The sequence below is a fragment of the Paracoccus solventivorans genome (assembly GCF_900142875.1).
Lineage (GTDB): Bacteria > Pseudomonadota > Alphaproteobacteria > Rhodobacterales > Rhodobacteraceae > Paracoccus > Paracoccus solventivorans.
The window spans coordinates 579,555-604,076 of the sequence record NZ_FRCK01000001.1 but is presented as its reverse complement, the minus strand read 5'-3'; the positions used below and the strand labels follow the sequence as shown (position 1 = coordinate 604,076).

Sequence of the window (24,522 nt, the reverse complement as noted above, 5' to 3'; positions counted from 1 at the left end):
GAGTAAATGAACTGACCTTTCATAGCAGGGCAACCACGAACTTCAGGGGAGGGAGAGCGTGGCCGGAACCAATTTTCAGACCGCGGGGCCCGTGACGACAGCGGCCGCCGCCTCGGCAGGGGCGCGGCCGGTCATCCTGCGCTGCACCGGGATCGAACGGTCCTTCGGCGGGCTCAAGGCGCTGAAGGGCGTCGACGTCGAGGTGCATGAGGGCGAGATCTTCGGCCTGGTCGGGCCCAACGGCTCGGGCAAGACCACCATGGTCAACGTGATGACCGGATTTTATCCGCCGAACGCCGGTCGGGTCGAGCTGTTCGGCCGCGACATCACCGGCACCGCGCCGCATCGGGTGGCGAAACAGGGCGTCGCCCGCACCTTCCAGAACCTTGCGCTGTTCAAGGGGATGAGCGTGCTGGACAACATCCTGGTCGGGCGCCACACCCATATGCACCCGTCCTCGCTGGCGACGCTGTTCTACTGGGTCTGGGCGCAGCGCGAGGAGCTCGCCCACCGCCGCGTGGTCGAGGAGATCATCGACTTCATGCAGCTGCAGGACATCCGCGACGAACCCGTCGATGTGATCCCGATGGGGCTGCAAAAGCGGGTGGAACTGGCGCGGGCGCTGGTGGCCGAGCCGCGGTTCCTGATCCTGGACGAGCCGATGGCCGGCATGAACCAGGAGGAAAAGGAATATATCGCCCGCTTCATCCTTGATGCGCGGGACGAACGCGGCGTGACCATCCTGCTGATCGAGCATCACATGGATGTGGTGACGGCGCTGTGCGACCGGGTGGCGGTGCTGTCCTATGGCGAGGTCATCGCCGAGGGCGAGCCGCACGCCACCATCGCCGACCCGGCGGTGGTCACCGCCTATCTGGGCGCCCGCGCCGCCGCCCGCCACGCCGGGATCGCCGTGCAGCAGCAGGCAGGTCAGCACACGGGGGCAGGGGCATGAGCATCCAGGGCAAGATCACCGGCTGGCCCGTCACCGACAGCGGCGCCCCCGCGACGCTGGTTGCGGCACTGGCCGCAAACGCCGCACAGCCCGGTGGCCGCCCGGGGTTCCGCGAACGCGACTTCGGCATCTGGCGGGAATGGAGCTGGGCGCAGGTTCTGGACGAGGTGCTGGCCATCGCCGCCGGGCTGGAAACGCTGGGCCTTGGTCCCGGCCGGGCGCTGACCGTGGTCGGCGACAACCGCGCGACCATCTATTTCACCATGCTGGCGGCGAATGCGCTGCGGGCGTTCCCCTCGCCGGTCTATCCCGATGTGCCGGTCGAGGAATTCAAGACCTTCGTGCGCTTCGGCGAACCCGACATCGCGCTGGCCGAGGATCAGGAACAGGTCGACAAGCTGCTGGACCTGCGTTCGCGCATCGGCCGCCCCTCGACCATTGTCTATGACGACCCGCGCGGGCTGGCCGCCTATACCGAGCCGGGCCTGATTGCCCTGTCCGAGGTCGCGGCCCGCGGGCGCGAGCGGCTGGCGGCGGAACCGGGGCTGGCCGCCGATCTGGTGGCGCGGGCGCGGCCTGACGATCCGGCGGTGCTGCTGTATTCCTCGGGGACCACGGGCACGCCCAAGGGCATCCCGCTGCTGCATTCCAACATCGTCGGCGGCATCACCAACGCCGAGGCCGGCGGATATTTCCAGCGCGGCGAGACCCTGTTTGCCTATCTGCCCACCGCGTGGGTGGGGGATTTCGTCTTTACGCTGGGCGCGGGCGTGCTGTTGCAGGCCACGATCAACATCCCCGAACGGGCGGAAACCGCGCTGCATGATTTGCGAGAGGTCGCGCCGACGTTTTACCTGGCGGCGCCGCGGGCGTGGGATGCGATGCTGACCCGGATTCAGGTCGGCATGGCGGATTCCACCCCGCTGAAACGCCGGCTTTACGACTGGTTCATCCCCCGCGCCATCGAACTGGAGCGCAAGCGGCTTAAGGGTTATCGCCCCAACGCGCTGGAACGGCTGCGCGAAGCCGTGGGCGGTTTCGTGATGTACGGGCCGCTCAAGGATTATCTGGGCCTGTCGCGGGCCGAGCGTGCCTTTACCGGCGGTGAGGCAATGGGCGAGGACACGTTCCTGTTCTTTCGCGCGCTGGGCATCAGGCTCAAGCAGTTCTACGGCCAGACCGAGACCTGCGCCCTGTCGGCCGCGCAGGTCGAGGGCAGCGTGCGCATCGACACCGTGGGCCGCGCCATGCCGGGGGTCGAGGTGCGCATCGACGATAGCGGAGAGATCCTGATCCGCTCGGCCTCGGTGTTTCACGGCTATGCCGACAACCCCGAGGCCACGGCCGAGGCGCTGACGCCGGAGGGTTTTCTGCGCACGGGCGACGCGGGCCACATCCAGGACAGCGGCGATCTGGTGGTGCTGGGCCGGGTCAGCGAACTGGTGGAAACCGCGCAGGGGCAGCGCTTCATCCCTACCTTCATCGAGAACCGGCTGAAATTCTCGCCCTATATCCGCAACGTCGCCATTCTTGGCGCCGGGCTGGAGGAACTGACCGCCATCGTCTGCATCGACTATGAGGCGGCAGGGCACTGGGCGGAACAGCGCTCGATTTCCTATTCCTCTTACGCCGATCTGTCGCAAGGGCCCGAGATGCTGGACCTGATCGCCGGCGAGATCGCCCGGACGAACGAATTGCAGCCCGACGGGCTGAAGATCCGCCGCTTCGTCAACCTGCACAAGGATTTCGATGCCGACGACGGCGAAATCACCCGCACCCGCAAGCTGCGCCGCAATGTGATCGAACAGACCTATGCGCCGCTGGTCGCCGCGCTTTACGACGGGTCGGACGAGGTCATCTTCGACGCGAAAATCACCTATGAGGACGGGCGCGAGGGCACGCTGCGCCGCAACCTCGTGATCCGGAGGGTCTGAAGATGGACATGATCCTGCTGCTGGAACTGGCCATGAACGGCGTGTTCGTCGGGCTGATGTATGCGCTGCTCTCTGCGGGCATCGTGCTGATCTACAAGACCTCGGGCATCGCCAACCTCGCGCAGGGCGCGATGGCGATGATGGGGGCCTATGCGGTCGTCGTGCTGGCGGGCGGTTTCGGCCTGTCGATGTGGGTGGCGATCCCGCTGGCGCTGGCGGTGATGTTCGCCTTTGGCGTGGCGCTGGAACGGGTGGCGTTGCGGCGGATGATCGGGCAGCCGGTGATCATGGTCATCATGCTGACCATCGGCCTGGAAATCTTTCTGCGCGGCGTGATCCCCGGTTTTTTCGGCGCGGCGGTCAAGCGGCTGGACCTGGGCATCTCGAACACGCCGATCTTCGTGGGCGAACTGCTGCTGAACCGGGCCATCCTGATCGGTGGAGGCGTGTCGCTGGGCCTGATCCTGCTGTCGATCCTGTTCTTCAATTCCCGCTTCGGCATCATCATGCGCGCGGTCAGCGACAACCAGACCGCCAGCTGGTCGGTGGGCATCCGGGTCGAACGCGCCATTGCGGTTGCCTGGGGGCTGTCGGCCTGCATGGCCACCACCTCGGGTGTGCTGTGGGGCGCGACGCAGGGGGTGGACTGGTCGCTGTCGCTCTTGCTGATCAAGGCGCTGGCCATCGCCATCCTTGGCGGGCTGGATTCCATCGTCGGCGTGCTGATCGCCGGCGTCATCGTCGGGCTGGCTGAAAGCCTTGCCACCGGCATCCTCGACCCGATCGTCGGCGGAGGCACCCGCGATGTCGTCGCCTCGGTCATCATCCTGCTGACACTGCTGTTCCGCCCGCACGGGCTGTTCGGCCGCGAACATATCGAGAGGGTCTGAGCGATGATCTACAGACGCGCCGGCATCAGCTTTACCCGCTATCAGGACGAGCGGCAGCTGTGGAAACTGCCGACCGACCGCTGGGCGGTGATCGTGATCTTTGCCCTGCTGCTGGTGGCGCCGTTCCTGGTCGACCGGCTGTTCGTGGTGGGCTACCTGCTGCCGCTGATCATCTGGTCCATGGCCGCGATGGGCCTGAACCTGCTGATGGGGGGCGCGGGACAGATCCATCTGGGCTATGGCGCGGTGATCGGGATCGGCGCCTATGCCTCGGTCCACGCCATGCGGGCCGGGTTGCCGTTCGAGCTGGCGATGATCGTCGGCGGGCTGGCCTCGGCCGTGATCGGGGTGGTGTTCGGCGCGGCTGCCCTGCGGGTCAAGGGGCTGTATCTGGCGATGGCGACGCTGGCGATGCAGTATATCGTCGATTTCGTCATCGTGCAGGTGCCGGCGATTTCCGGCGGTACCCAGGCGGCGCTGTCGGTGCCGCGCACCAGCTTTCTGGGCATCGCCATCCAGGGCGACCGCGCGCCCTATTACGTCGCGCTGGCGCTGTGTGCAGTGCTGACCCTGTTCATGCTGAACGTGCGGCGCACCTCGTTCGGGCGCGCGCTGGCGGCGGTGCGGGAAAAGGACTACGCCGCCTCGATCATCGGGGTGGACCCGTTCCGCTACAAGCTGCTGGCGTTCTGGGTGTCGTCGTTCATCGGGGGCATGACCGGGGCGGTGCTGGCGGTCTGCTACTATCGCACCATCTCGCCCGACCAGTTCCATCTGGACCTGTCGATCCAGCTGGTCGCCATGGTGATCGTGGGGGGGCTCGGCTCGGTGCTGGGCGGGTTCCTGGGGGTGGGGCTGATCCTGTTTGCGCCCATCGTGCTGAACCAGCTGATCGGGCTGGCCGCGGACCAGTTCGGCGTCGCCATCCCCACCGACCTGCGCGCCCATCTGCCGCTGATGCTTTATGGCGGGCTGATCATGGGGTTCCTGCTGCTGGAGCCGCTGGGGCTGGCGAAAATCTACAGCAATATCCGCAATTACCTGCTGGTCTGGCCGTTCCGCCATGCCCGGCAGTGACAAGACGACAACCAGGGGAGGAAGAACCAGATGAGCCTGACACGTCGGAATATCCTGACCGGAGCGGCGGTCGCCGCGCTGGCCTCGCAACTGCCGGTGCGGGTGGCGCTGGCGCAGGGTGGGGACAAGGTGGTGCGCATCGCGATGCCGATGGACTTCACCAAGGTCTACACCTTTGTGACCGCCGAATATAACCAGGGCCAGCGCGACTACATCACCATGATGAACCAGCGCGGCGGCATGGGCGGCTATACCATCGCCATCGACATCAGCGACCACGCCAACGACCAGCCCCGCGCGATCGAGGCGTATGAGCGCGCCAAGTCGCAAGGCGCGGTGCTGGTCGATCCGCTGTCCACCCCGGTCGCGCGGGCGCTGACCCCGCGGGCGCTGGAGGACAAGATCAACATGGTGACGGCGTTTTCCGGGCGCTCGGACGCGGCGGACGGGACGGTGTTTCCTTATGTGTTCCCGCTGTCGCCGAACTACTGGACGCAGGCCGGGCTGCTGATCGAGTATTTCAAGCAGCAGGACGGCGGCTCGCTGGACGGCAAGACCATCTGCTTTGTCCATATCGACACGCCCTTTGGCAAGGAACCGCTGCCGGTGCTTGAGGCGCTTGCCGCCAAGGAAGGTTTCAAGCTGCAGGCCTTTCCCTACACCCCGCCGGGCAACGACCAGTCGGCGATCTGGCCGCAGGTGCGCCGCGCGCGTCCGGACTGGACGATGTTCTGGGGCGCGGGCGTCGGCCAGACCGTGGCGCTGACCGAGGCGGCGCGCAACGGGCTGGACATGGGCCGGGTGTGCAGCAGCGTCTGGCTGTCGGAATCCGACATGGACGTGGTTGGCCGCGACCAGACCGTGGGCGTGCTGAAATTCGAGCCTTGCGTGTCCGGGCGCGAGCCGCAGGTGATCCAGGAAATCCTGACCGAGGTCGTCGGCGCCGGCAAGGGCGCCGGCCCCGAGGACAAGGTCGGCACCGCCTATTACAACTATGGCGTGATGCTGGCCGCGCTGATGCTGGAAGGCGTGCGCCGCGCCGCCGAGATCGCCCCCGACGGGCCGGTCAACGGTGAATGGCTGAACGCCGGGCTGCACTCGATCACCGAGTTCACCGCCGAGGGGCTGATCCCCCCCACCACCATCACCCCCGAGGACCATCAGGGCGGCGGCATGGGCCGGGTGGCGCGCTGGAATGGCGAGGCGTTCGAGCCGATGACCGACTGGTTCAGCGCCAACCAGGACGTGGTGTGGGAAGAGGTGCGCAAGTATTCCTCGGAATTCGCCAAGTCCGGGCAGTGATGCCTTGCCCCTGTCCCGCGCGCTGCGGGGCGGGGGCGTCAAACATGAAGGGATGACCGCATGGCCCTGCTATCCGTCAACAGTGTCGAGGTCGTGTACGACCAGGTGTCGCTGGCCGTCAAAGGCGCCTCGCTCGAGGTGCCGCAGGCCGGGCTGGTCGCGCTGCTGGGCGCCAATGGCGCGGGCAAGAGCACCATCCTGAAATCCATCAGCGGGCTGCTGGCCCCCGAACGCGGCGCCGTCACCCGGGGCACCATCACCTTCGAGGGCGAGGATATCCTGGCGCTGGACCCGCCCAGCCGGGTGCGGCGCGGCATCGTCCACGTGCTGGAAGGCCGCAAGGTGTTCGAGCATCTGACGCCGCTGGAAAACCTGCTGGCCGCGACCACGATGTATTCCGACCGGGCCAAGATCGACGAAATGGCCGAACAGATGTTCGAGCTGTTCCCCCGGCTCAAGACCCGCGCCAAGGCCAAGGCGGGGTATCTGTCGGGCGGCGAACAGCAGATGCTGGCCATCGCCCGCGCGCTGATGACGCGGCCCAAGCTGCTAATGATGGACGAACCCAGTCTCGGCCTCGCGCCGCTTTTGGTGGACGAGATCTTCGACATCATCACCCGCATCAACCGCGAGGAAGGGGTGGCGGTGCTGCTGGTCGAACAGAACGCCGTGGCGGCGCTGGACGTGGTGAGCCACGCCTATCTGATCGAGCAGGGCCGCATCGTGATGAGCGGGCCGGCCGAGGTGCTGCGCGAAAACCCCGACATCAAGGAAGCCTATCTGGGCAGCGGCGCCGTCGCCGTCGATTACCACGCGGTCAAGCATTACCGCCGGCGCAAGCGGTGGCTGGCATGAACGTTGCACCTGAAGCCATCGCCCCCGCCCCTGACGCGCGCGAGATCGCGGCGGCGCTGGAGCGGCTGCTGAAACTGCGCAGCCTGCCCTTCGGGATGAAGCTGTTTGCCGACCGCGCCGAGATGCAGGCGATTCCCCGCATCCGCCGCCCGCAGCATATCCACACGCTGGATCAGATCGTCGCGCAGGCGGCGCGGCTGGGCTGGACCGTGGGCGTCACCGCCGAGGATCTGGCCGGCGCGCAGTGTCGCGCCGTGGTGGGGCTGGGCAACGCCAAGACCCCCGACTGGGCCGCCGGCAACCGCATGGACGGGGTGTGGTTCCAGGACCAGCCCGGCGCCGCCGCCCATCAGGCCGCCATGCACTGCGTCCCGGACGGGCAATATGACGCGCTGGTGGTGTCACCGCTGGCCTCTGGGCGGCTGGACCCGCCCGATATCGCGCTGTTCTATGCCACCCCGGGCGCGATGATGTATTTCATCAACGGCCTGCAATGGCAGGGCTACAAGCGCTTCGACTGGTCGGTGGTGGGCGAAAGCTCCTGCGCGGACAGCTGGGGCAGGGCGCTGGTGAAACGCGAGCCCTCGCTCTCGATCCCCTGTTTCGCCGAGCGCCGCTATGGCGGCGTGCTGGACGACGAGATGCTGATGGCTGCCCCGCTCGAGGACATGGCCCGCGCTGTCCTGGGGATGGAGGCGCTGTCGAAGAACGGTTTCCGCTATCCCTTCCCGCAATACGGCATCCAGCAGGATGTGCGCGCCGGTCTGGGCTTCAGCTACGGCAACGGGTAAGCCCGCATCCGTCCAGTGGGGTGATCGTCATGGCGCAGCGCGCAACCAAACGTCAGGTGAACCGGCTGCCGCCCGAGCAGCGCATCGCCGACATCATGCGGTCGGCGCGCGAGGTGTTCACCGAAAAGGGCTATTCCGAATCGCTGATCTCGGACATCGCCGAACGCGCCGGGGTGGTCGAAGGCACGATCTACCGCTTTTTCGAGAACAAGCGCGACCTGCTGCAACGCGTGGCCGAAGCCTGGTATGTCGAGATGATGGAGGCGTCCGAGCCCGGCTTTGGCGCGGTGCAGGGCGAATGGAACCGCATCCACTATGTCGTCTACAGCCATCTCGAGGCGTTGCAGCGCGACCCCGGGCTGGCGCGGCTGGTGTTCCATGAGCTGCGCCCCGACCCGCATTACCGCTCGACCCGCCTGTTCGAGCTGAACCGGGCCTATACCCGCCGTATCGCCGACATCGTGCGCGAGGGGGCGGCGCGCGGGGTGTTCCGCGCCGATGTGTCGCCCTCGCTGGTGCGTGACATGGTTTATGGGACCATCGAGCATCGCACCTGGGCGTTCCTGCGCAACGAGGGCGCCTTTGACCTTGAGGCCACGGCGCGCGAGATCACTAACATCGTCTATGGCGGGCTGCTGCCCCGCGCCCCCGGGGGGGCGCCGCGCGACGAGATCCTGGCGCGGCTGGACCTGCTGACCGAGCGGGTGGATGCGGTGGCGCAGCAGCTGGGCAGCTGAGCTGAGCCGCGTTTTTCCAGCGCCGCGCCGTGCCGCTGTTCGCGGTTGATTCGGCCGGCCTATTCGGGTTTCATCGGCAGTGAACGACATTCATCAGCGGGGCAGGGACATGGACAGCGCAACCGGTTGGGAAGACGTGCGGCTGGAGCTTTCGGGCGGCGTCGCCCGCATCACCCTGTGCCGCGCCGCCAAGCGCAACGCCATGCGCAACCGCTCGGCCGACGAGCTGCTGGCGGCGCTGCGCGCGGCCGAGACCGGCGGCGCAAGCGCGGTGCTGCTGACCGGCGAGGGGGCGGCCTTCGGCGCAGGTTACGATCTTTCGACGCTGGACCCGGGCAGCGTGCCGGATCTGGCGCAGGTGCTGGAGGATCATTTTAATCCGCTGATCCGCGCCCTGCGGGAATCGCCGCTGCCGATCGTCGCGGCGGTGAACGGGGCCTGCGCGGGCGCCTCGGTCGGGGTGGCGCTGGCGGCGGATATCGTGATCGCCGGCCGCTCGGCGTTCTTCTATGAGCCCTTCGTCGGCATCGCGCTGGTGCCGGACGCCGGCAACACCCTGTTCCTGCCGCGGATGGCGGGGCGCATCCGCGCCTCGGCCGCGATGCTGCTGGGCGACCGCATCCCGGCGGCCGAGGCTGAGCGCTGGGGGCTGGTCTGGCGCGTGGTCGAGGATGACGCGCTGCTGCCCGAGGCCGAGGCGATCTGCGCGCGCCTGGCCGAACGCCCCGCCGCGGCGCTGGCGATGACCAAGCGGCTGATCGCGCGCGCCGCCGATCCCGACCTTGACGCCATGCTGGACATGGAGCGCGACCTGCAGGGCGAGGCCGGGCGCGGCCCGGAAATGCGCGCGGCCATCGACGCCTTCTTCGCGTCGCGCAAGGGGGCGCGCTGATGACCGACCTCAGCCTGGCGCCGACCCGCTTTATCGACAGCGACCACCCCGACATCACCGCCTTTGCCGCGCGCCATGCGGGCGACGGCGATGCGCGGTCCCGGGCGGTGGCGCTGGCCGCGGCGGTGCGCGACGCGGTGCCCTATAGCGTCTACGCCTTCGGGATCGAGCCGGAGATGCTGACCGCATCAAAGGTGCTGCGGGCCGAGAAATCCTTCTGCGTGCCCAAGGCGGTGCTGCTGGCAGCGGTAGCGCGGGCGGCGGGGATTCCGTCGCGGATCGGGTTTGCGGATGTGCGCAACCACCTGGCCCCGGCGCGGTTCGAGCAGCTGATGGACACGCCCGATTTCCGCTGGCACGCCTATACGGCGCTGCTGATCGACGGGCGCTGGCTCAAGGCCACCCCGGCCTTTGACGCGGCCCTGTGCGCCCGCAACGGGGTCGAGCCGCTGGCGTTTGACGGCACGCAGGATTCGATCTTCCAGCCCTACGACGCGCAGGGCCGCCGCGCCATGGAGTATCTGCAGTTCCACGGCGAGTTCGACGACCTGCCCTATGCGCGGTTTTCGGCGGAAATGCAGCGCATCTATCCGCGGCTGCTGGCGACGCTGGCGGCCGAGCGGCAGGCCCGCGCCGCCGAGACGCCTAGAACCTGAACACCCCAAACCCCGGTTCGGCCAGCGGCGCGTTCAGCGCCGCTGAAATCGCGATGCCCAGCGCGTTGCGGGTGTCCGCCGGGTCGATGATCCCGTCGTCCCAGATTTCCGAGGTGGCGTGCCAGGCCGACAGCTGGTCCTCATACGCCAGCCGGGTTTCCTGCCACAGCGCCTTGATTTCCGCCTCGTCCACGGTGCCGCCGTTGCGGCGCATCTGGTTGGCCTTGACCTCGGCCAGGGTGTTGGCGGCTTGATCGCCGCCCATCACCCCGATCTGGTGGTTCGGCCAGGTGAACATGAACCGCCCGTCAAAGGCGCGCCCGCACATGCCGTAATTCCCCGCCCCGAACGAGCCGTTGCACATCACGGTGAACTTGGGGACATGCGAACAGCTGAGCGCCATGATCATCTTGGCGCCGTCCTTGGTGATGCCGCGACGTTCGTATTCCTGCCCGATCATGTAGCCGGTGATGTTCTGCAGGAACACCAGTGGCGTGTTGTTCTGGTTGCACAGCTCGATGAAATGCCCGCCCTTGAGGCTCGAGTCGTTGAACAGCACCCCGTTGTTGGCCAGAATCCCGACCTTGAACCCCCAGATATTGGCGAAGCCGCAGACCAGCGTCTGCCCATAGTTCGGCTGATATTCGTGAAAGCGCGAGCCGTCGACGATGCGGGCGATCACCTCGCGCATGTCGAAGGATTTCTTGATGTCGTCGGGGATGATCCCGTAAAGCTCGGCCGGGTCATAGGCCGGGGGCTCGGGGGTTTCCTGCTGCGCCGGCCATTTCCGCGGGCGGTCCCACTGCGCCACGATCTCGCGACCGATGCGGATGGCGTCCGGCTCGTCATTGGCCGGATAGTCGCAGGTACCGGACACCGAGGTGTGCATCTCGGCCCCGCCCAGATCCTCGACGCTGACCTCTTCCCCCGTCGCGGCCTTGACCAGCGGCGGGCCGCCCAGGAACACCGCGCCGGTGCCGCGCACGATCACCGAATAATCCGACAGCGCCGGGATATAGGCGCCGCCCGCCGTGCAATGGCCGAACACCAGCGCCAGCTGCTTGACGCCCAGTTTCGACAGCAGCGATTGGTTGCGGAAGATACGACCGGCCATGTGCCTGTCGGGAAACAGCTCGGACTGCAACTGCAGGTTGCCGCCGGCGGAATCGCACAGGTGAATCATCGGCAGGCGGTTTTCCAGCGCGATGTCCATGGCGCGGACGATCTTCTTCACCGTCAGCGGATACCAGGCGCCGCCCTTGACGCTGGGGTCGTCGGCGCGGATCAGCACCTCGCGCCCCGACACCACCCCGATGCCGACGATCGAGCTGGCCGAGGGGCTTTCCCCGCCATAGGCGCGGTTCGCCGCCAGCGAGGACAGTTCCAGGAACGGGGTGCCGGGGTCCAGCAGCCGCTCGATCCGCTGGCGGGGGAGCATCTTGCCCTGCCGTTCCAGCCGGTCGAGGTCGCGCTGCGGGCGGGCATGGCGCGCCTGTTCCTGACGCTCGCGGAACGCCTGCACCAGCGCGCGGTTATGGGCGGCGTTGTGGCGGAACTCGGGGCCCGAGGTGTTCAGGCGGGACTGGATCTTACGCATCGCTTTCGTCCTCGGGGGTCAGCCGGGCAAGGACCTGGTCCTTGCCGAAGGTTTCGTCCTGCGCCACCGCGATTTCCGCCACGGTGCCGTCGCGCGGCGCGCTCAGCACGGTTTGCAGCTTCATGCTTTCGATGGTCAGCAGCGGATCGCCGCGGGCGACGCGCTGGCCGGGGGCCGCGTGGATTTCGATCACCGCGCCGGGCATGGGCGCGCGCAGTTCGGACAGGCCGCCGTCCGCGCCGGCACCGCCGCCGTCGTCGGCCAGCTGCACGACATGGGTGCGGCCGTCGCAGCGCAGGCTCTGGGTATCATCGCCCGCCGCGCGCAGGACGGTGATGCGGCGGCCGTCGATGGTCAGCGCCAGCGCGCCGTCGCCCTCGGGGCCGGGGTCTTGTACCGTATAGTCGCGCCCGTCGATGCGCAGCAGCAGGTGCGGGCGGCGGCGGATGATCTCGATTTCGTGGCGCGTGCCGTTCAGCAGCAGGGCAAAGGACATCTCAGTTCCTCCATGAGCCGATGGCGGCGTGCAGTTCCGGCACGTCGAACACCGCCTGCCGGAACTCGCGGAACCCCAGCGCGGCGGCGACCAGCACCGGGGCCAGCGCGTCATCCGTCATGGGGGCGGGGGCCAGCGCCTGCGCGTGCTGCGCGACAAAGCCGGTGTGCAGATCGCCGGCGCGGAAGGCTTGGCTGTCGATCACCCGTGCCAGATAGTCGATGTTCGTGGTCACCCCCAGCAGGGTCAGCCCGCGCAGCGCCTCCAGCGTGCGCTCGATCGCCTGTTGGCGGCTGGTGCCGTGCACCACCAGCTTGGCCAGCATCGGGTCGAAATCGCTGGTCACCGCCTCGCCCTCGGTCAGGCCGGATTCAAAGCGCAGCCACGGCGCCTGCGGCACCCGCAGCAGGCGGATGCGGCCGGTTTCGGGCATGAAGTCGCGTTCCGGGTCCTCGGCGCAGATGCGGCATTCGATGGCGTGGCCGTCGCGGCGCAGCTGGTCCTGCCGGATCGGCAGGCCGCGGCCGGCGGCGATGTTGACCTGCGCCGCGACCAGATCCAGCCCGGAAATCATTTCCGTAACCGGGTGTTCGACCTGCAACCGCGTGTTCATTTCCAGGAAATAGAACCGCCCGTCCGGGGCGAGGATGAATTCGACCGTGCCGGCGTTGCGATAGCTGGCGGCTTGGGCCAGCCGCACCGCGGCGGCGCAGATCTCGGCCGCCAGTTCCGGCGGCAGCGCGGCCGAGGGCGCCTCTTCCACGATCTTCTGGAAGCGGCGCTGGATCGAGCATTCGCGTTCATGCAGGTGGATGGCGCCGTTTTCGCCGTCGCCGAGGATCTGCACCTCGATATGGCGCGGGCGCTCGACGTAAAGCTCGGCATAGATGCGGCCGTCGTTGAAATAGCGCTGCGCCTCGCTGGCGGCCAGCCGGGCGGCCGGGATCAGCCCGTCCGCGTCGCGCACGATGCTCATCCCCTTGCCGCCGCCGCCGGCCGAAGCCTTGATCAGCAGCGGAAACCCGATCTGCGCGGCCTGTCGCGCGAATTCGTCCAGATCGTCGGTGGGCATCACCGAGGGCGCGACCGGCACCCCATGCGCCTGCGCGAACTCACGCGAGGAGATCTTGTCGCCCATCAGCCCAATGCTGTCGGCCGAGGGGCCGATGAAGATCAGCCCCGCATCCGCGACCGCGCGGGCGAAATCGGCGTTTTCCGACAGGAAGCCGTAGCCGGGGTGGATGGCGTCGGCGCCGGTGGTCGTTGCCGCGGCAATGATCTGGGCGGCGTCCAGATGCGCGGCGACGGGGGTGTCGCCGAACAGCTCGACCGCCTGATCGGCCATGCGGACATGCAGCGCGCCGGCCTCGGCCGCGTGGTGGACGGCGACCGAGCCAAGCCCCATCGCCCGCAGGCTGCGGATGACGCGGCAGGCGATCTCGCCCCGGTTGGCGATCAGCACCTTGCGGATGGGGAAGTCGGGATCAACGATCATGGGGTCTGCCTTCGGTCGCGAAATCTTCCAGCCTGCCGCCGGGGGCGGTCCAGTCGGCGGGAACGGGCACCGGCAGGTCCAGCAGGATCTGCGCCAGCGCCTTGCCCTGCGCGTCATGGCGCAGCGAGGCGGTGCCGCCACCCCCCAGCGCCCGGTCCAGCACGAAGTTGAAGCCGTCGAGCCCCGGCCAGTCGTAGCGCCGCACCTCTCCGCGCACGAAATGCGCCAGCCAATGGGCCACCGCGTCCGGCGTCACCACCGCGGCGATCCACGGCAGGAACGCGGGGTCGCGGGACAGCACCCCGATATTGGCGCGGTCGCCCTTGTCGCCGCTGCGGGCGCGGGCCAGCGCGATCAACGGCACGGTGCGCAGCGGGCCGTCATGCGCCGGCGCCGGGGGACGGGTTTCGGGGCGGGCAGTGGGCTGTGCGCCGGGTTCGGCATGGGGCAGTTCGTGGCTGCGCCCCTCGAACGAGACGCGCATCGGCACCAGCGCCTTGGGGACCAGACAGGAAAACAGCCGCACCACCGGCTGCGGCGCCGGGCGGCCGCCGGCGAACCCGGTCAGCCCCTGCGCCATGGCGGTGGCGGCGTGGTAGAGCTCGCGCCCGAGGATTTCCAGCGCGGCACGGTCGCGGTGGCTGGCGGCAAGCTTCAGCACCACCTCGCGCGTCCCCTGCGCCCGGGCCTGCGCGCCGTAATTGCTTTCCGCGCCCAAGAGCTCGATCAGCGTGTCGGTAAAGGGGGCGAGCCCGTCCCGCGCCAGCAGCCGCGCGACGCGGGCCAGGATCGCCTCGCCGCTGGCCTGCGCCTTGGCGGCGGCCTCGCGCCCGGCGACCATCATCGTGGCGGCGATGCGCCAGCCGTCGGCCCAGGTGGCGCTGACCTTGAGGCTGCCGGTCGGCGCATGGCCGCGGGCGCCGGTGACGCGCACAAGGTCGGGGCCGGTCTGTTCCAGCTGCACCTGCGACCAGTCGCATGTCACGTCGGGCAGCAGATAGGCGGCGGGGTCGCCGACCTCGTAGCACAGCTGCTCAGAGACCGTTGCGGCTGAAACCAGCCCGCCGGTGCCCTCGGGCTTGGTGATCTCGAAACTGCCGTCGGGGTGGCAGATGGCGATGGGAAAGCCCATGTCGTCCCAGCCGGCGACGGTGTCGCGCCAGTCGGTGAAGATGCCGCCGGTCACCTGCGTGCCGCATTCCAGCAGATGCCCGGCCAGGCTGCCGGCAGAGAGCAGGTCGTGGTCGCCCTCGAACCAGCCGAACTCGTGGATCAGCGGTCCCAGCACCAGCGCGGAATCGACCACGCGCCCGGTCAGCACCACATCCGCCCCCATCCCCAGCGCCCGGGCGATGCCGAAGGCGCCCAGATAGGCGTTGATGCTGAGCAGGCGGTCCGGCATCGGCGCGCCGGTGAACATCTCGGTGGTGCCGCTTGCGCGCAACTCATCCGCGATGGGCGAGAGGTCGTCGCCCTCGACCACCGCCACCCGCAAGGGCAGCCCCTGTTCGGCGAACAGCGCCTGCAGCGCGTCGCGGCAGGCGTGCAGGTTCACGCCGCCCGCGTTCACCACCACCCGGATGCGCCGCGCCGCGATCTCGGCCGCCAGCGGGCGCATCACCTGGGTGATGAAATCGCCCGCGAAACCGGCGTCGGGGACGCGGGATTTCATCCTGGACAGGATCGCCATGGTGACCTCGGCCAGATAGTCCATCACCAGGTAATCGACGTTGCCCTGCCGGACGATCTGGGCCGCGCCCTCGGGGCTGTCGCCCCAGAAGGCGCCGCCGCAGCCGATGCGGATCGCCTCGCGCATGTTCAGCGCCCCGTCCAGTTAGGCGGGCGCTTTTCGGCGAATGCGGCAAAGCCTTCGCGGGCGTCCTCGGTCCGGGCCATGTTGGCCAGCATGAAGGGGGCGTATTCCAGCGCCGCGTCCAGCGACATCTCGCGGATCTTGGCCAGCCCTTGCTTGCCCAGCCTGATGCCGGTGGGGGTCTTGTCGGTGATGCGCGACAGCAGCCAGCCCAGTTTTGCGTCCAGTTCCGCGGCGGGCACGGCGTGGTTGACGATGCCATGCGCCTTTGCCTCGGCCGCGGTGATCGGCTCGCCGGTCAGGCACATCTCCATCAGCACGCGGTTGGGGGTGTTGCGCAGCAGGAACGGCAGGATCATCATGGGAAACAGCCCGACCTTGACCTCGGTCACGCCCAGCAGCGCATCCTCGCGCGCCACCACCAGATCGCAGGCGCAGACGAGGCCGAAGCCCCCGGCCAGCGCGTGCCCGTTCACCCGCGCGATCAGGGGCAGGCGGCAGTCGTTCATCCGTCGCAGCAGGGCGGCCACGTAGTGGCGGGGGTCGGCGGCGTCGATGCTGAACGGCGCGCCGTCCGCCGCCGGCTGCAGGTCGCCGCCCGCGCAAAAGGCGCGGTCGCCGGCGCCGGTCAGCACCACGGCGCGGATGCCGCCGTCCGATTCGGCGCGGTCCAGCGCCGCCATGATCGCCGCCGCCACATCGGCATTCAGCGCATTGCGCCGCGATTCGCGCGTGATGGTGATGGTCAGCGTCGCGTCGTCGCGGGTGATCGTGACCGGATCGGACATGGCGCTGATCCTCCTTCAGCCTGTATCCCGTAATTAATGAGGCTGCTTCATCGGCTGTGTCAATCATGATCTTTGGGTGAATCAAAACTCTTGACCCGTTCGACGGAAGTAGTGATGAATATTGTTCATCAACAGGCGCCGACGCGCCCCCGGCCAAGGAGCTGTGCCCGATGACCTCCAACCACCCGGACCTGTTCGAGCTGGACCCCGACCGCGCCGCGGTCCTCGACCACGCCGACCGTTTCGCGCGCGGCGAGCTTTACCCGCTGTCCGAGCGGATGGACGCCGAGGAATGGTGGCCCGAGAACGGGATGCGCCTGGTGGGCGAGGCCGGTTTCCTGGGCGCCACCATCCCCGAGGAATACGGCGGCGCCGGCATGGACCTGCTGTCGGCCGGGCTGGTGATGCAGGCGTTTTCGCGCTGGAACCACGCCATGGCGCTGGCGGTGGTGGCGCATGACAACCTGTGCGCCAACAATATCTGGCGCAACGGCAGTGACGCGCAGCGCCGCAAATACCTGCCCGACCTGTGCTCGGGCAAAAAGATCGGGGCGCTGGGGCTGACCGAGCCGGGGGCGGGCTCGGACGCGCTGGGGTCGATGCGCACCACCGCGCGGCGCGACGGCGATCATTACGTGCTGAACGGGTCCAAGATCTTCATCACCAACGGGCCGGTGGCCGATGTGGTGCTGGTCTATGCCAAGACCGCGCCCGACCAGGGCACGCGCGGCATTTCCGCCTTCATCGTGGAAACCGACACCCCCGGCTTCAAGGTCGCGCAGAAGCTGGTCAAGATGGGCTATCGCGGCAGCCAGACGGCCGAGCTGGTGTTCGACGACTGCCGGGTGCCGGCGGAAAACCTGGTCGGCGCGGAAAACCGCGGCGTCGGCATCGTGATGAGCGGGCTTGACCTGGAACGCGCCATGGTCGCGCCGCTGTGCCTGGGGATCGCGGAACGGGCGCTCGATCTGTCGCTGGATTATGCCAAGACCCGTCGCCAGTTCGGCAAGCCCATCGGCAGCTTCCAGATGGTGCAGTCGATGCTGGCCGAGATGTATGTCCAGACCGAGGCCATGCGCACGCTGGTCTGGCGCGTGCTGGCCGCGGCCTCGCATGTCGAGGCGGGCGAGGGCGGGCGCGGCGATATCCACCGGCTGACCGCGGCCTCGGTGATGTTCGCGGCCAATGCGGTGAACAAGGTGCTGGACCTTGCGGTGCAGATCCACGGCGGCTCGGGCTATATCTGGGAATCGGAAATCAACCGGCTGTATCGTTCCACCAAGCTGCTGGAAATCGGCGCCGGCACCACCGAGGTGCGCAAGCTGATCATCGCCGGCGACCTGCTCAAGGACATGCCCCGTGACTGAAGACGTGACTGAACCGGCCTCCTTTGGCCTGACCGATGCCCAGCTGGCCACGCAGCGCACGGTGTTCGCGCCGGATGCGCTGGCGGGGCAGGTGGCGGTGGTCTCGGGTGGTGCGGGCGGCATCGGGCGGGCGGTGGCGTGGCTTTACGCGCGCATGGGGGCCGAGGTCATCGTCACCGGCCGCAAGCAGGACAAGATCGACGCGCTGGTCGCGGCGCTGCGCGACGCCGGCCACCGCGCCAGCGGCGACGTGCTGAACGTGCGCGACCGCGAATCGGTCGAGGCGTTCTGGGACCGGATCTGGGCCGGGCGCCCCGTGGATATCCTGGTCAACAGCGCCGGCGGCCAGTTCCCGCAGGCGGCCATCGACATCAGCCCCGGCGGCTGGAACGCGGTGATCGACACCAACCTGAACGGCAGCTGGCACATGATGCAGGCAGCGGCGCAGAAATGGCGTGACGCCGGGCGCCCCGGCAACATCATCAACATCGTGGTGGTGACCACCGGCGGGCTGCACGGCATCGCCCATTCCATCGCCGCGCGGTCGGGGGTGATCGGGCTGACCCGCGCGGTGGCGGTGGAATGGGCGCAATACGGGCTGCGGGTGAACTGCGTCGCCCCCGGCGCGGTCGAGACCGACGGCTGGAACGTCTACACCCCCGAGGTCCGCGCCACCTACGCCCGCTCGAACCCGATGATGCGGGTCGGCACCGCCTGGGACATCGCCGAGGCCTGCGCCTATCTGGGCGGCCCGTCCGGCAACTTCGTCACCGGCGAGGTGCTGACCGTGGACGGCGGCGGCCAGCACTGGGGCGAGACCTGGACCACCGGCAAGCCGGATTACTTCAAGGGCTGAAGCCTGTACCGCCCGGATCGGCTCCATCCCGTTCGGGCGGTTGATAAATATCCTCGGGGCTTGTGAGCGCCCGGAAAACAGTCCGGCGGACCGTTTTCAGCGAACAAGGCCGCGGCAGCGGCCCGGGGGCAGACAGCCCTCGGTCCGGCCGCGCAACCAAAGCTCAGCCCGCCAGCCCCACCCGCTCGCGCATCCGCGCCAGCATCTGCATCTGCTCGGCGCTGAGTTCGATGCCCTCGGCCTCGGCCCGGGCGCGGGCGGCAAAGCGGCGCTGTGAGGGCAGGCGCGCGCCCTGGCCGACGATGGCCTCCAGCAGCGTCTCGGCCCGGGCGAAGGGATCGGCGCGGCCGGCGGCGAAACGCTCGGGGCAGAAGGCCAGCAGCAGCTCGCCATGTTTCGGGGCCAGGGTGGTGGTGCCCAGGTAGTCCAGCGCCTCGGCACTGGTCATGTCGCCGATCATCGCCCCCGCCAGCAGCTCGATCATGGTCGAGATGGCCGAGCCCTTGTGCCCGCCAAAGGGCAGCATCGCGCCTTCCAGCGCCGCCTGCGGGTCGGTGGTGGGGTTGCCGTCGCGGTCCACCGCGCAGCCCTCGGGCAGGGGCTTGCCGGCGATGCGGTGCAGCTCCACGTCGCCGCGCGCCATGAACGAAGTCGCGAAATCGAACACATAGGGCCGCCCGCCCGGGCGCGGCCAGCCGAAGGCAAGCGGGTTGGTGCCCAGCAGCGGCTTGGATCCGCCTGCGGGCGCCACCGTCGCATAGCTGGGGCACATGGCGATGCCCGCCAGCCCCAGCGCGGTGATCTGTTCCACCTCGGGCCACAGCGCCGAGAAATGCGTGCAGTCGTTGATGACCAGCGCCGCCAGCCCCAGCTGGCGCGCGCGTTCGGCCAGCGCCGGCAGCCCGACCGCCAGCCCGGCCACCGAATAGGCGCCGTTCGCGCGCACCCGGATCACCGCGCTGCCGTCGTCGTCCAGCTCCGGCGTGGCGGTCACGTCGACCTTGCCGGCCTCGATGGTGCGCAGGCAGCCCTCGATCCGGTAGATCCCGTGCGAGGCGCAGCCGTCGCGCTCGCCCGCGACGATCACCTCGGCCACGGTGCGCGCCTGCAACTCGGACGCGCCCGCGGCCCGAAAGATCCGCTCGACCTCGGCGGTCAGCTGGTCGATGGTCATGGTGCCGGTCATCTTGTCCCCCAGGTTGGCTGCATCTGTCGTTGTGCCGAATGCATACATTATGTATGCAATGCCGACAACGCGCATGACCAGGAGACCCCGCCCGAATGTCCGCGAACCCGCATTTCACCCCGCATGGAAAACACCTGATCGCCGGCGAATGGATCGGCGCCGAGCCGCGCTTCCGTTCGGACCCGGCGCATGGGCCGGCGCATGAGTTCAGCAGCGGCAACCCCGATCTGGTGGATCGCGCCTGCCAGGCGGCCGAGGCGGCGTTCTGGGACTATGGTTATTCCTCGCGCGAGGACCGCGCCCGCTTCCTCGACGCCATCGCCGAGGAGATCGAGGCCCGCGCCGACGCGATCACCGAAATCGCCACGCAGGAATCCGGCCTGCCCGAGGCGCGGCTGCAGGGCGAGCGCGGCCGCACCACCGGCCAGCTGCGGCTGTTCGCCGAGCATATCCGCAAGGGCGATTACCTGGACCGCCGCCACGACCCGGCGCTGCCCGACCGCCAGCCGCTGCCGCGTCCCGACATCCGCCTGATGCAGCGCCCGATCGGGCCGGTGGCGGTGTTCGGGGCCTCGAACTTTCCGCTGGCGTTCTCGGTCGCGGGCGGGGACACCGCGGCGGCGCTGGCCGCGGGCTGCCCGGTGGTGGTCAAGGGCCACCCCGCCCACCCCGGCACCAGCGAGATCGTGGCCGAGGCGGTTGACGCCGCCCGCCGGCGGCTGGGGCTGCACCCGGGCGTGTTCAGCATGGTCCACGATGGCGGGCTCGAAGTCGGGCGGGCGCTGGTCCAGCACCCGCTGATCCGCGCCGTGGGCTTCACCGGCAGCCTCGCCGGGGGCCGGGCGCTGTTCGACCTGTGTGCGCAGCGTCCCGACCCGATCCCGTTCTTCGGCGAGCTGGGCAGCGTGAACCCGATGTTCCTGCTGCCGCAGGCAGTGGCCGCGCGTGGCGACGAGATTGCCCGCGGCTGGGCCGGCAGCCTGACCATGGGCGCCGGGCAGTTCTGCACCAACCCCGGCATCGCCGTGGTGCTGCAAGACCAGGCCGACACCATCCTTGCCCCGATGCGCGAGGCGCTGGCCCAGGTCGGCGCACAGGTGATGCTGACCCAGGGCATCGCCGCCGCCTATCGCCGCGGCCGCGAGCGCATCGCCGCCAGCCAGGGCGTGCGCGAGGCGCTGACCTCGATGTGCGACCAGCGCAACGCCACCCCGAACCTGTTCGTGGTCTCGGGCGAGGACTGGCTGGGCAACCACGACCTGGGCGAAGAGGTGTTCGGCCCGCTGGGCCTGCTGGTCACCGCCCGGGACGAGGACGAGATGCTGCGCATCGCCCGCAGCCTGAACGGGCAGCTGACCGCGACCCTGCACATGGACGCAGGCGACGCCGGGCTGGCGCGGCAGCTGCTGCCGGTGCTGGAGCGCAAGGCCGGGCGGGTGCTGGCCAACGGTTTCCCGACCGGGGTCGAGGTCTGCGACGCCATGGTCCACGGCGGCCCCTATCCGGCCTCGACCAACTTCGGCGCGACCTCGGTCGGCACCATGTCGATCCGCCGCTTCCTGCGCCCGGTCAGCTACCAGAACCTGCCCGAGGCGATCCTGCCCGAAGACCTGGTCTGAGCCACGCTGCACCCGTTTCTGCGGCCGCGACCCTGCGTCGCGGCCGCATGGGTATTTGGACCAGAAAGAATTCCCGCGCCGGTTCGGGGCGAAGGGGCTTCTTTCTGGCGGAAATACCCATGCGACGCTGCCGCAGCCGCGGCGCTGCCCATGGGGGCGCTGGCAGCGACTCTGCGACGGTTTTGCATACAGCTTGTATTTATCATTGATTTGTGGCCGGCGAGGGGCAATAAAAACCCATGGATTCGGCCGATGGAGAACCGGATCTGGTAAGGGAGTGGAGAACGACATGAAATTCGCCTCGATCATTGCGGCCGCGGTCGCCACCGCCTCGATGGCCGCGCCGGCGCTGGCCGACAAGCTCGACGACATCATCGCCTCGGGCAAGCTGCGCTGCGCGGTGGTGCTGGACTTCCCGCCGATGGGGTCGCGCGACGCCAACAACCAGCCGATCGGCTTCGACGTGGACTACTGCAATGACCTGGCCGCGGCGCTGGGGGTCCAGGCCGAGATCGTCGAGACCACCTTCCCCGAGCGCATCCCCGCGCTGGTGTCGGGGCAGGTGGACATCGGCGTCGCCTCGACCTCGGACACGCTCGAGCGGGCCAAGACCGTCGGCTTCTCGATCCCCTATTACGCCTTTGAAAACGCCGTGGTCGCCAACGACAAGGTCGAGATGGCCGACTGGGAAGGCATGAAGGGCAAGACCGTGGGCGCCACTGCCGGCACCTATGAGGCGATCTGGCTGGAAGGCCAGGTCAAGGAATGGGGCGAGGGCCAGTTCCGTCCCTATCAGAACCAGGCCGACGTGTTCCTGGCGCTGAGCCAGGGGCAGCTGGACGCCACCGTCTCGACCGTCGAGGTGGCCGAGGCCAACGTGAAATCCGGCAACTTCCCCGGCATCCGCATCGTGGACAAGGCGCCGATGGTGCCCGACTACGTGGCGCTGATCGCGCTGCGCAGCGAACACGGGCTGATCGACTATCTGAACCTGTTCATCAACCAGCAGGTCCGCACCGGCCGCTATGCCGAGCTTTACGCCAAGTGGGTGGGCGAGGGCGAGCCGGCCGACCTGACCATCAAGGGCGTCTACCGCTGACGCCTTCCGCCTGATCCGGCGGCGCGGCCGCGGTCGCGCCGCCGAACCCTCATCCAAGGCAAGGCGGTCATGTTCAACTATACCTTCCAGTGGAAGCAGGCGCTGGCCCGGCTTCCGCAGATGCTCGACGGCGCGGTGGTCACCATGCAGGTGGCGCTGCTGTCGATGGCGATCGGGATCGCGCTGGCGGTGGTGCTGACGCTGTTTCGGCTGTCGGGCAGCCGCATCCTGTCGGGCATCGCCACAAGCTGGGTGGAAATCGCCCGCAACACCCCGGCGCTGTTCCAGATCTACATGGCGCATTTCGGCGTCGCGAGCTTCGGCATCCATTTCAGTCCCTGGACCTCGCTGCTGCTGGGGATCACCTTCAACAACGCCGGCTATCTGGCGGAAAACTTCCGCGGTGCGCTGAAGGCCATCCCGGACACCCAGGCGCGAGCCGGGCGTTCGCTGGGGCTGTCCGAGCTGCAGGCGTTCCGCTTCATCGTGATGCCGCAGATGCTGCGGATTTCCTTCCTGCCGATGACCAACCAGATGGTCTGGGCGATCCTGATGACCTCGCTGGGGGTCACCGTCGGCATGAACACCGATCTTTACGGGGTCACGCAGGACCTGAACGCGCTGACCTTCCGCACCTTCGAGCTGTTCGCCGTCGCCGCCGTGATCTTTTACCTGATCACCAAGGTCATCCAGCTTGGCGCGCGGCTGCTCGCGCGCCGCATGTTCCGTTATTGAGAGGGGGCAGGGATGTTCGATACCGCATTGTCGGCCAACGACCTGATCTTTCTCGCCAAGGGGGCGGGGATGACGATCTTCGTCACCCTGATCGCCGTGTTCTTCGGAACGGTGCTGGGGATCGTCTTCGGCATCTTCCGCTATCAGGTCGGGCCGGTGATCGCCGCGCCGCTGACCTTCGTGCTGGACGTGTTCCGCTCGATCCCGCTGCTGATCCAGCTGGTGCTGGCCAACGCCTTTCTGGGGATGGTGCTGCGGCTGGGGCTGTCGGGGCTGACCGTCGCCTGCATCGTGCTGACGCTGTATACCTCGGCCTATTGCGCGGAAATCGTGCGGGGCGCCATCGAATCGGTGCCGCAGCCGGTGCGCCGCGCCGCGCGCTCGCTGGGGCTGAGCTGGCGGCAGGACATGACCAACATCGTGCTGCCGCTGGCGATAAGGGTGGGGCTGCCGTCCTGGATCGGGCTGTCGCTGGGAGTGATGAAGGATTCGGCGCTGGTCTATGTCGTGCAGGTGACCGAGCTGCTGAAATCCACCCAGATCCTGATCACCCGGCTGCAGGAACCGCTGCTGCTGCTGATGATCTGCGGCGCCTTCTATTTCCTTATCAGCTTCCCCGTCGCGCGGCTGGGCGGATACCTTGAAAAACGGTGGACCCATGATTGAGATCCAGAATGTCCGCAAATCCTTCGGCGCGCTCGAGGTGCTCAAGGGCATCGACCTGACCGTGCAGAACGGTGAGGTGCTGACCATCATCGGCGGCTCGGGGTCGGGCAAATCCACGCTGCTGACCTGCATCAACGGGCTGGAGCCGATCGATTCCGGCCGCATCCTGGTGGACGGGACCGAGGTTCACGCCCGCAGCACCGACCTGAACGAGCTGCGCCAGAAGATCGGCATCGTGTTTCAGCAATGGAACGCGTTTCCGCATCTGACGGTGCTGGAAAACGTCATGCTCGCCCCCCGCAAGGTCAAGGGGATGAGCAAGCCCGAGGCCGAGGCGATGGCCGTCAAGCAGCTGGAACACGTGGGCTTGGGCGACAAGCTGTCGGTCTATCCCTCGCGGCTGTCGGGCGGCCAGCAGCAGCGCATGGCGATCGCCCGGGCGCTGGCGATGTCGCCCAAATACATGCTGTTCGACGAGGTGACCTCGGCGCTGGACCCGATGCTGGTGGGCGAGGTGCTGGACACGCTGCGGCTGCTCGCCTCGGAGGGGATGACGATGATCTGCGTCACGCACGAGATGAAGTTCGCGCGCGAGGTGTCCGACCGGGTGGCGTTCTTCCATCAGGGGGTGATGGCGGAAATCGCCCCGCCGGCCGAGCTGTTCGGCGCCCCGAAAAGCCCGGACCTGCAGAAATTCCTGGCGGCGACGGCGTAAG

23 protein-coding genes are annotated in these 24,522 nt (G+C 68.3%); 17 read left to right on the top strand and 6 right to left on the bottom strand.

Annotation, left to right across the window (positions count from 1 at the left end):
- Nucleotides 1–58 precede the first annotated feature (58 nt).
- The 10 genes from BUB57_RS03025 to BUB57_RS02980 all read left to right on the top strand — a co-directional run bounded on the left by BUB57_RS03025 (nt 59) and on the right by BUB57_RS02980 (nt 10,089).
- The gene (locus tag BUB57_RS03025) at nt 59–955 is read left to right on the top strand and encodes an ABC transporter ATP-binding protein (protein ID WP_234951960.1); all 897 of its coding nucleotides are present in this window, start codon (nt 59–61) and stop codon (nt 953–955) included.
- The gene (locus BUB57_RS03020; protein WP_073061783.1) at nt 952–2,889 is read left to right on the top strand and encodes an AMP-binding protein; all 1,938 of its coding nucleotides are present in this window, start codon (nt 952–954) and stop codon (nt 2,887–2,889) included. Before BUB57_RS03025 ends, BUB57_RS03020 begins: the two co-directional genes overlap by 4 nt.
- A gap of 2 nt (nt 2,890–2,891) precedes the next feature.
- Entirely contained in the window at nt 2,892–3,779 is an 888-nt protein-coding gene (locus BUB57_RS03015) for a branched-chain amino acid ABC transporter permease (protein WP_073061780.1), read from the top strand.
- A 3-nt stretch (nt 3,780–3,782) separates the two neighbouring features.
- Nucleotides 3,783–4,856, top strand: coding sequence for a branched-chain amino acid ABC transporter permease (locus tag BUB57_RS03010; RefSeq protein ID WP_073061777.1), 1,074 nt, complete (start codon nt 3,783–3,785; stop codon nt 4,854–4,856).
- Between the two features lie 30 nt (nt 4,857–4,886).
- Nucleotides 4,887–6,158, top strand: a complete 1,272-nt coding sequence (locus BUB57_RS03005; protein WP_073061774.1) for an ABC transporter substrate-binding protein — start codon at nt 4,887–4,889, stop codon at nt 6,156–6,158.
- Between the two features lie 60 nt (nt 6,159–6,218).
- The gene (locus BUB57_RS03000; RefSeq protein WP_073061770.1) at nt 6,219–7,013 is read left to right on the top strand and encodes an ABC transporter ATP-binding protein; all 795 of its coding nucleotides are present in this window, start codon (nt 6,219–6,221) and stop codon (nt 7,011–7,013) included.
- The gene (locus BUB57_RS02995) at nt 7,010–7,804 is read left to right on the top strand and encodes a DUF169 domain-containing protein (RefSeq protein ID WP_084731925.1); all 795 of its coding nucleotides are present in this window, start codon (nt 7,010–7,012) and stop codon (nt 7,802–7,804) included. Before BUB57_RS03000 ends, BUB57_RS02995 begins: the two co-directional genes overlap by 4 nt.
- A 29-nt stretch (nt 7,805–7,833) precedes the next feature.
- On the top strand, nt 7,834–8,541 hold the full coding sequence (locus BUB57_RS02990) for a TetR/AcrR family transcriptional regulator (protein WP_073061767.1): 708 nt from the start codon (nt 7,834–7,836) through the stop codon (nt 8,539–8,541).
- Between the two features lie 109 nt (nt 8,542–8,650).
- Nucleotides 8,651–9,433 (top strand): enoyl-CoA hydratase-related protein, encoded by a 783-nt coding sequence (locus BUB57_RS02985; protein ID WP_073061764.1) that lies wholly within the window; start codon nt 8,651–8,653, stop codon nt 9,431–9,433.
- A complete protein-coding gene (locus tag BUB57_RS02980; protein WP_073061761.1) occupies nt 9,433–10,089 on the top strand; it encodes a transglutaminase domain-containing protein in 657 nt (218 codons plus the stop codon). Before BUB57_RS02985 ends, BUB57_RS02980 begins: the two co-directional genes overlap by 1 nt.
- Here BUB57_RS02980 and BUB57_RS02975 read toward each other — a convergent pair.
- The 5 genes from BUB57_RS02975 to BUB57_RS02955 are packed head-to-tail and all read right to left on the bottom strand — an operon-like array spanning nt 10,079 to nt 16,278.
- Nucleotides 10,079–11,686, bottom strand: coding sequence for an acyl-CoA carboxylase subunit beta (locus tag BUB57_RS02975; RefSeq protein ID WP_073061757.1), 1,608 nt, complete (start codon nt 11,684–11,686; stop codon nt 10,079–10,081). The two genes, BUB57_RS02980 and BUB57_RS02975, sit on opposite strands and share 11 nt — an antisense overlap.
- Nucleotides 11,679–12,182, bottom strand: a complete 504-nt coding sequence (locus tag BUB57_RS16860) for an acyl-CoA carboxylase biotin carboxyl carrier protein subunit (protein WP_073061754.1) — start codon at nt 12,180–12,182, stop codon at nt 11,679–11,681. The genes BUB57_RS02975 and BUB57_RS16860 overlap by 8 nt, the downstream gene beginning before the upstream one ends.
- Nucleotide 12,183: 1 nt before the next feature.
- Nucleotides 12,184–13,677, bottom strand: coding sequence for an acetyl-CoA carboxylase biotin carboxylase subunit (locus BUB57_RS02965; RefSeq protein ID WP_073061750.1), 1,494 nt, complete (start codon nt 13,675–13,677; stop codon nt 12,184–12,186).
- Nucleotides 13,667–15,493, bottom strand: a complete 1,827-nt coding sequence (locus BUB57_RS02960) for an acyclic terpene utilization AtuA family protein (RefSeq protein WP_084731923.1) — start codon at nt 15,491–15,493, stop codon at nt 13,667–13,669. Before BUB57_RS02960 ends, BUB57_RS02965 begins: the two co-directional genes overlap by 11 nt.
- A 2-nt stretch (nt 15,494–15,495) precedes the next feature.
- Nucleotides 15,496–16,278, bottom strand: a complete 783-nt coding sequence (locus BUB57_RS02955) for an enoyl-CoA hydratase-related protein (RefSeq protein WP_073061744.1) — start codon at nt 16,276–16,278, stop codon at nt 15,496–15,498.
- Between the two features lie 170 nt (nt 16,279–16,448).
- Here BUB57_RS02955 and BUB57_RS02950 point away from each other — a divergent pair, with 170 nt between their 5' ends.
- The gene (locus BUB57_RS02950) at nt 16,449–17,645 is read left to right on the top strand and encodes an acyl-CoA dehydrogenase family protein (RefSeq protein WP_073061741.1); all 1,197 of its coding nucleotides are present in this window, start codon (nt 16,449–16,451) and stop codon (nt 17,643–17,645) included.
- Entirely contained in the window at nt 17,638–18,501 is an 864-nt protein-coding gene (locus BUB57_RS02945; protein ID WP_234951959.1) for an SDR family oxidoreductase, read from the top strand. The genes BUB57_RS02950 and BUB57_RS02945 overlap by 8 nt, the downstream gene beginning before the upstream one ends.
- A gap of 163 nt (nt 18,502–18,664) precedes the next feature.
- Here BUB57_RS02945 and BUB57_RS02940 read toward each other — a convergent pair whose 3' ends face one another.
- Entirely contained in the window at nt 18,665–19,687 is a 1,023-nt protein-coding gene (locus tag BUB57_RS02940; RefSeq protein ID WP_073062088.1) for an Ldh family oxidoreductase, read from the bottom strand.
- A 95-nt stretch (nt 19,688–19,782) separates the two neighbouring features.
- Here BUB57_RS02940 and BUB57_RS02935 point away from each other — a divergent pair, with 95 nt between their 5' ends.
- The 5 genes from BUB57_RS02935 to BUB57_RS02915 all read left to right on the top strand — a co-directional run bounded on the left by BUB57_RS02935 (nt 19,783) and on the right by BUB57_RS02915 (nt 24,521).
- Nucleotides 19,783–21,306 carry an aldehyde dehydrogenase (NADP(+)) gene (locus tag BUB57_RS02935; RefSeq protein ID WP_073061738.1) on the top strand — a complete coding sequence of 508 codons (1,524 nt, stop codon included), beginning with the start codon at nt 19,783–19,785 and terminating at the stop codon, nt 21,304–21,306.
- 289 nt (nt 21,307–21,595) lie between these two features.
- The gene (locus BUB57_RS02930; protein ID WP_073062084.1) at nt 21,596–22,405 is read left to right on the top strand and encodes a transporter substrate-binding domain-containing protein; all 810 of its coding nucleotides are present in this window, start codon (nt 21,596–21,598) and stop codon (nt 22,403–22,405) included.
- A 69-nt stretch (nt 22,406–22,474) separates the two neighbouring features.
- A complete protein-coding gene (locus tag BUB57_RS02925; protein WP_073061735.1) occupies nt 22,475–23,140 on the top strand; it encodes an amino acid ABC transporter permease in 666 nt (221 codons plus the stop codon).
- 12 nt (nt 23,141–23,152) lie between these two features.
- Nucleotides 23,153–23,806 carry an amino acid ABC transporter permease gene (locus tag BUB57_RS02920; RefSeq protein ID WP_073061732.1) on the top strand — a complete coding sequence of 218 codons (654 nt, stop codon included), beginning with the start codon at nt 23,153–23,155 and terminating at the stop codon, nt 23,804–23,806.
- Nucleotides 23,799–24,521, top strand: a complete 723-nt coding sequence (locus BUB57_RS02915) for an amino acid ABC transporter ATP-binding protein (RefSeq protein ID WP_073061728.1) — start codon at nt 23,799–23,801, stop codon at nt 24,519–24,521. The genes BUB57_RS02920 and BUB57_RS02915 overlap by 8 nt, the downstream gene beginning before the upstream one ends.
- The last annotated feature ends 1 nt before the right edge of the window (nt 24,522 follow it).

Excerpts from the sequence above, each read along its gene's own strand:
- BUB57_RS03010 (WP_073061777.1), top strand. The coding sequence starts at position 3,783 with ATGATCTACAGACGCGCCGGCATCAGCTTTACCCGCTATCAGGACGAG.
- BUB57_RS02960 (WP_084731923.1), bottom strand. The coding sequence starts at position 15,493 with ATGCGCGAGGCGATCCGCATCGGCTGCGGCGGCGCCTTCTGGGGCGAC.
- BUB57_RS02955 (WP_073061744.1), bottom strand. The coding sequence starts at position 16,278 with ATGTCCGATCCGGTCACGATCACCCGCGACGACGCGACGCTGACCATC.
- BUB57_RS03000 (WP_073061770.1), top strand. The coding sequence starts at position 6,219 with ATGGCCCTGCTATCCGTCAACAGTGTCGAGGTCGTGTACGACCAGGTG.
- BUB57_RS02950 (WP_073061741.1), top strand. The coding sequence starts at position 16,449 with ATGACCTCCAACCACCCGGACCTGTTCGAGCTGGACCCCGACCGCGCC.
- BUB57_RS02990 (WP_073061767.1), top strand. The coding sequence starts at position 7,834 with ATGGCGCAGCGCGCAACCAAACGTCAGGTGAACCGGCTGCCGCCCGAG.
- BUB57_RS02980 (WP_073061761.1), top strand. The coding sequence starts at position 9,433 with ATGACCGACCTCAGCCTGGCGCCGACCCGCTTTATCGACAGCGACCAC.
- BUB57_RS02995 (WP_084731925.1), top strand. The coding sequence starts at position 7,010 with ATGAACGTTGCACCTGAAGCCATCGCCCCCGCCCCTGACGCGCGCGAG.
- BUB57_RS03015 (WP_073061780.1), top strand. The coding sequence starts at position 2,892 with ATGGACATGATCCTGCTGCTGGAACTGGCCATGAACGGCGTGTTCGTC.
- BUB57_RS02915 (WP_073061728.1), top strand. The coding sequence starts at position 23,799 with ATGATTGAGATCCAGAATGTCCGCAAATCCTTCGGCGCGCTCGAGGTG.
- BUB57_RS02975 (WP_073061757.1), bottom strand. The coding sequence starts at position 11,686 with ATGCGTAAGATCCAGTCCCGCCTGAACACCTCGGGCCCCGAGTTCCGC.
- BUB57_RS02920 (WP_073061732.1), top strand. The coding sequence starts at position 23,153 with ATGTTCGATACCGCATTGTCGGCCAACGACCTGATCTTTCTCGCCAAG.
- BUB57_RS02930 (WP_073062084.1), top strand. The coding sequence starts at position 21,596 with ATGAAATTCGCCTCGATCATTGCGGCCGCGGTCGCCACCGCCTCGATG.
- BUB57_RS02940 (WP_073062088.1), bottom strand. The coding sequence starts at position 19,687 with ATGACCGGCACCATGACCATCGACCAGCTGACCGCCGAGGTCGAGCGG.
- BUB57_RS02985 (WP_073061764.1), top strand. The coding sequence starts at position 8,651 with ATGGACAGCGCAACCGGTTGGGAAGACGTGCGGCTGGAGCTTTCGGGC.
- BUB57_RS02965 (WP_073061750.1), bottom strand. The coding sequence starts at position 13,677 with ATGATCGTTGATCCCGACTTCCCCATCCGCAAGGTGCTGATCGCCAAC.
- BUB57_RS02935 (WP_073061738.1), top strand. The coding sequence starts at position 19,783 with ATGTCCGCGAACCCGCATTTCACCCCGCATGGAAAACACCTGATCGCC.
- BUB57_RS02925 (WP_073061735.1), top strand. The coding sequence starts at position 22,475 with ATGTTCAACTATACCTTCCAGTGGAAGCAGGCGCTGGCCCGGCTTCCG.
- BUB57_RS03005 (WP_073061774.1), top strand. The coding sequence starts at position 4,887 with ATGAGCCTGACACGTCGGAATATCCTGACCGGAGCGGCGGTCGCCGCG.
- BUB57_RS16860 (WP_073061754.1), bottom strand. The coding sequence starts at position 12,182 with ATGTCCTTTGCCCTGCTGCTGAACGGCACGCGCCACGAAATCGAGATC.
- BUB57_RS03020 (WP_073061783.1), top strand. The coding sequence starts at position 952 with ATGAGCATCCAGGGCAAGATCACCGGCTGGCCCGTCACCGACAGCGGC.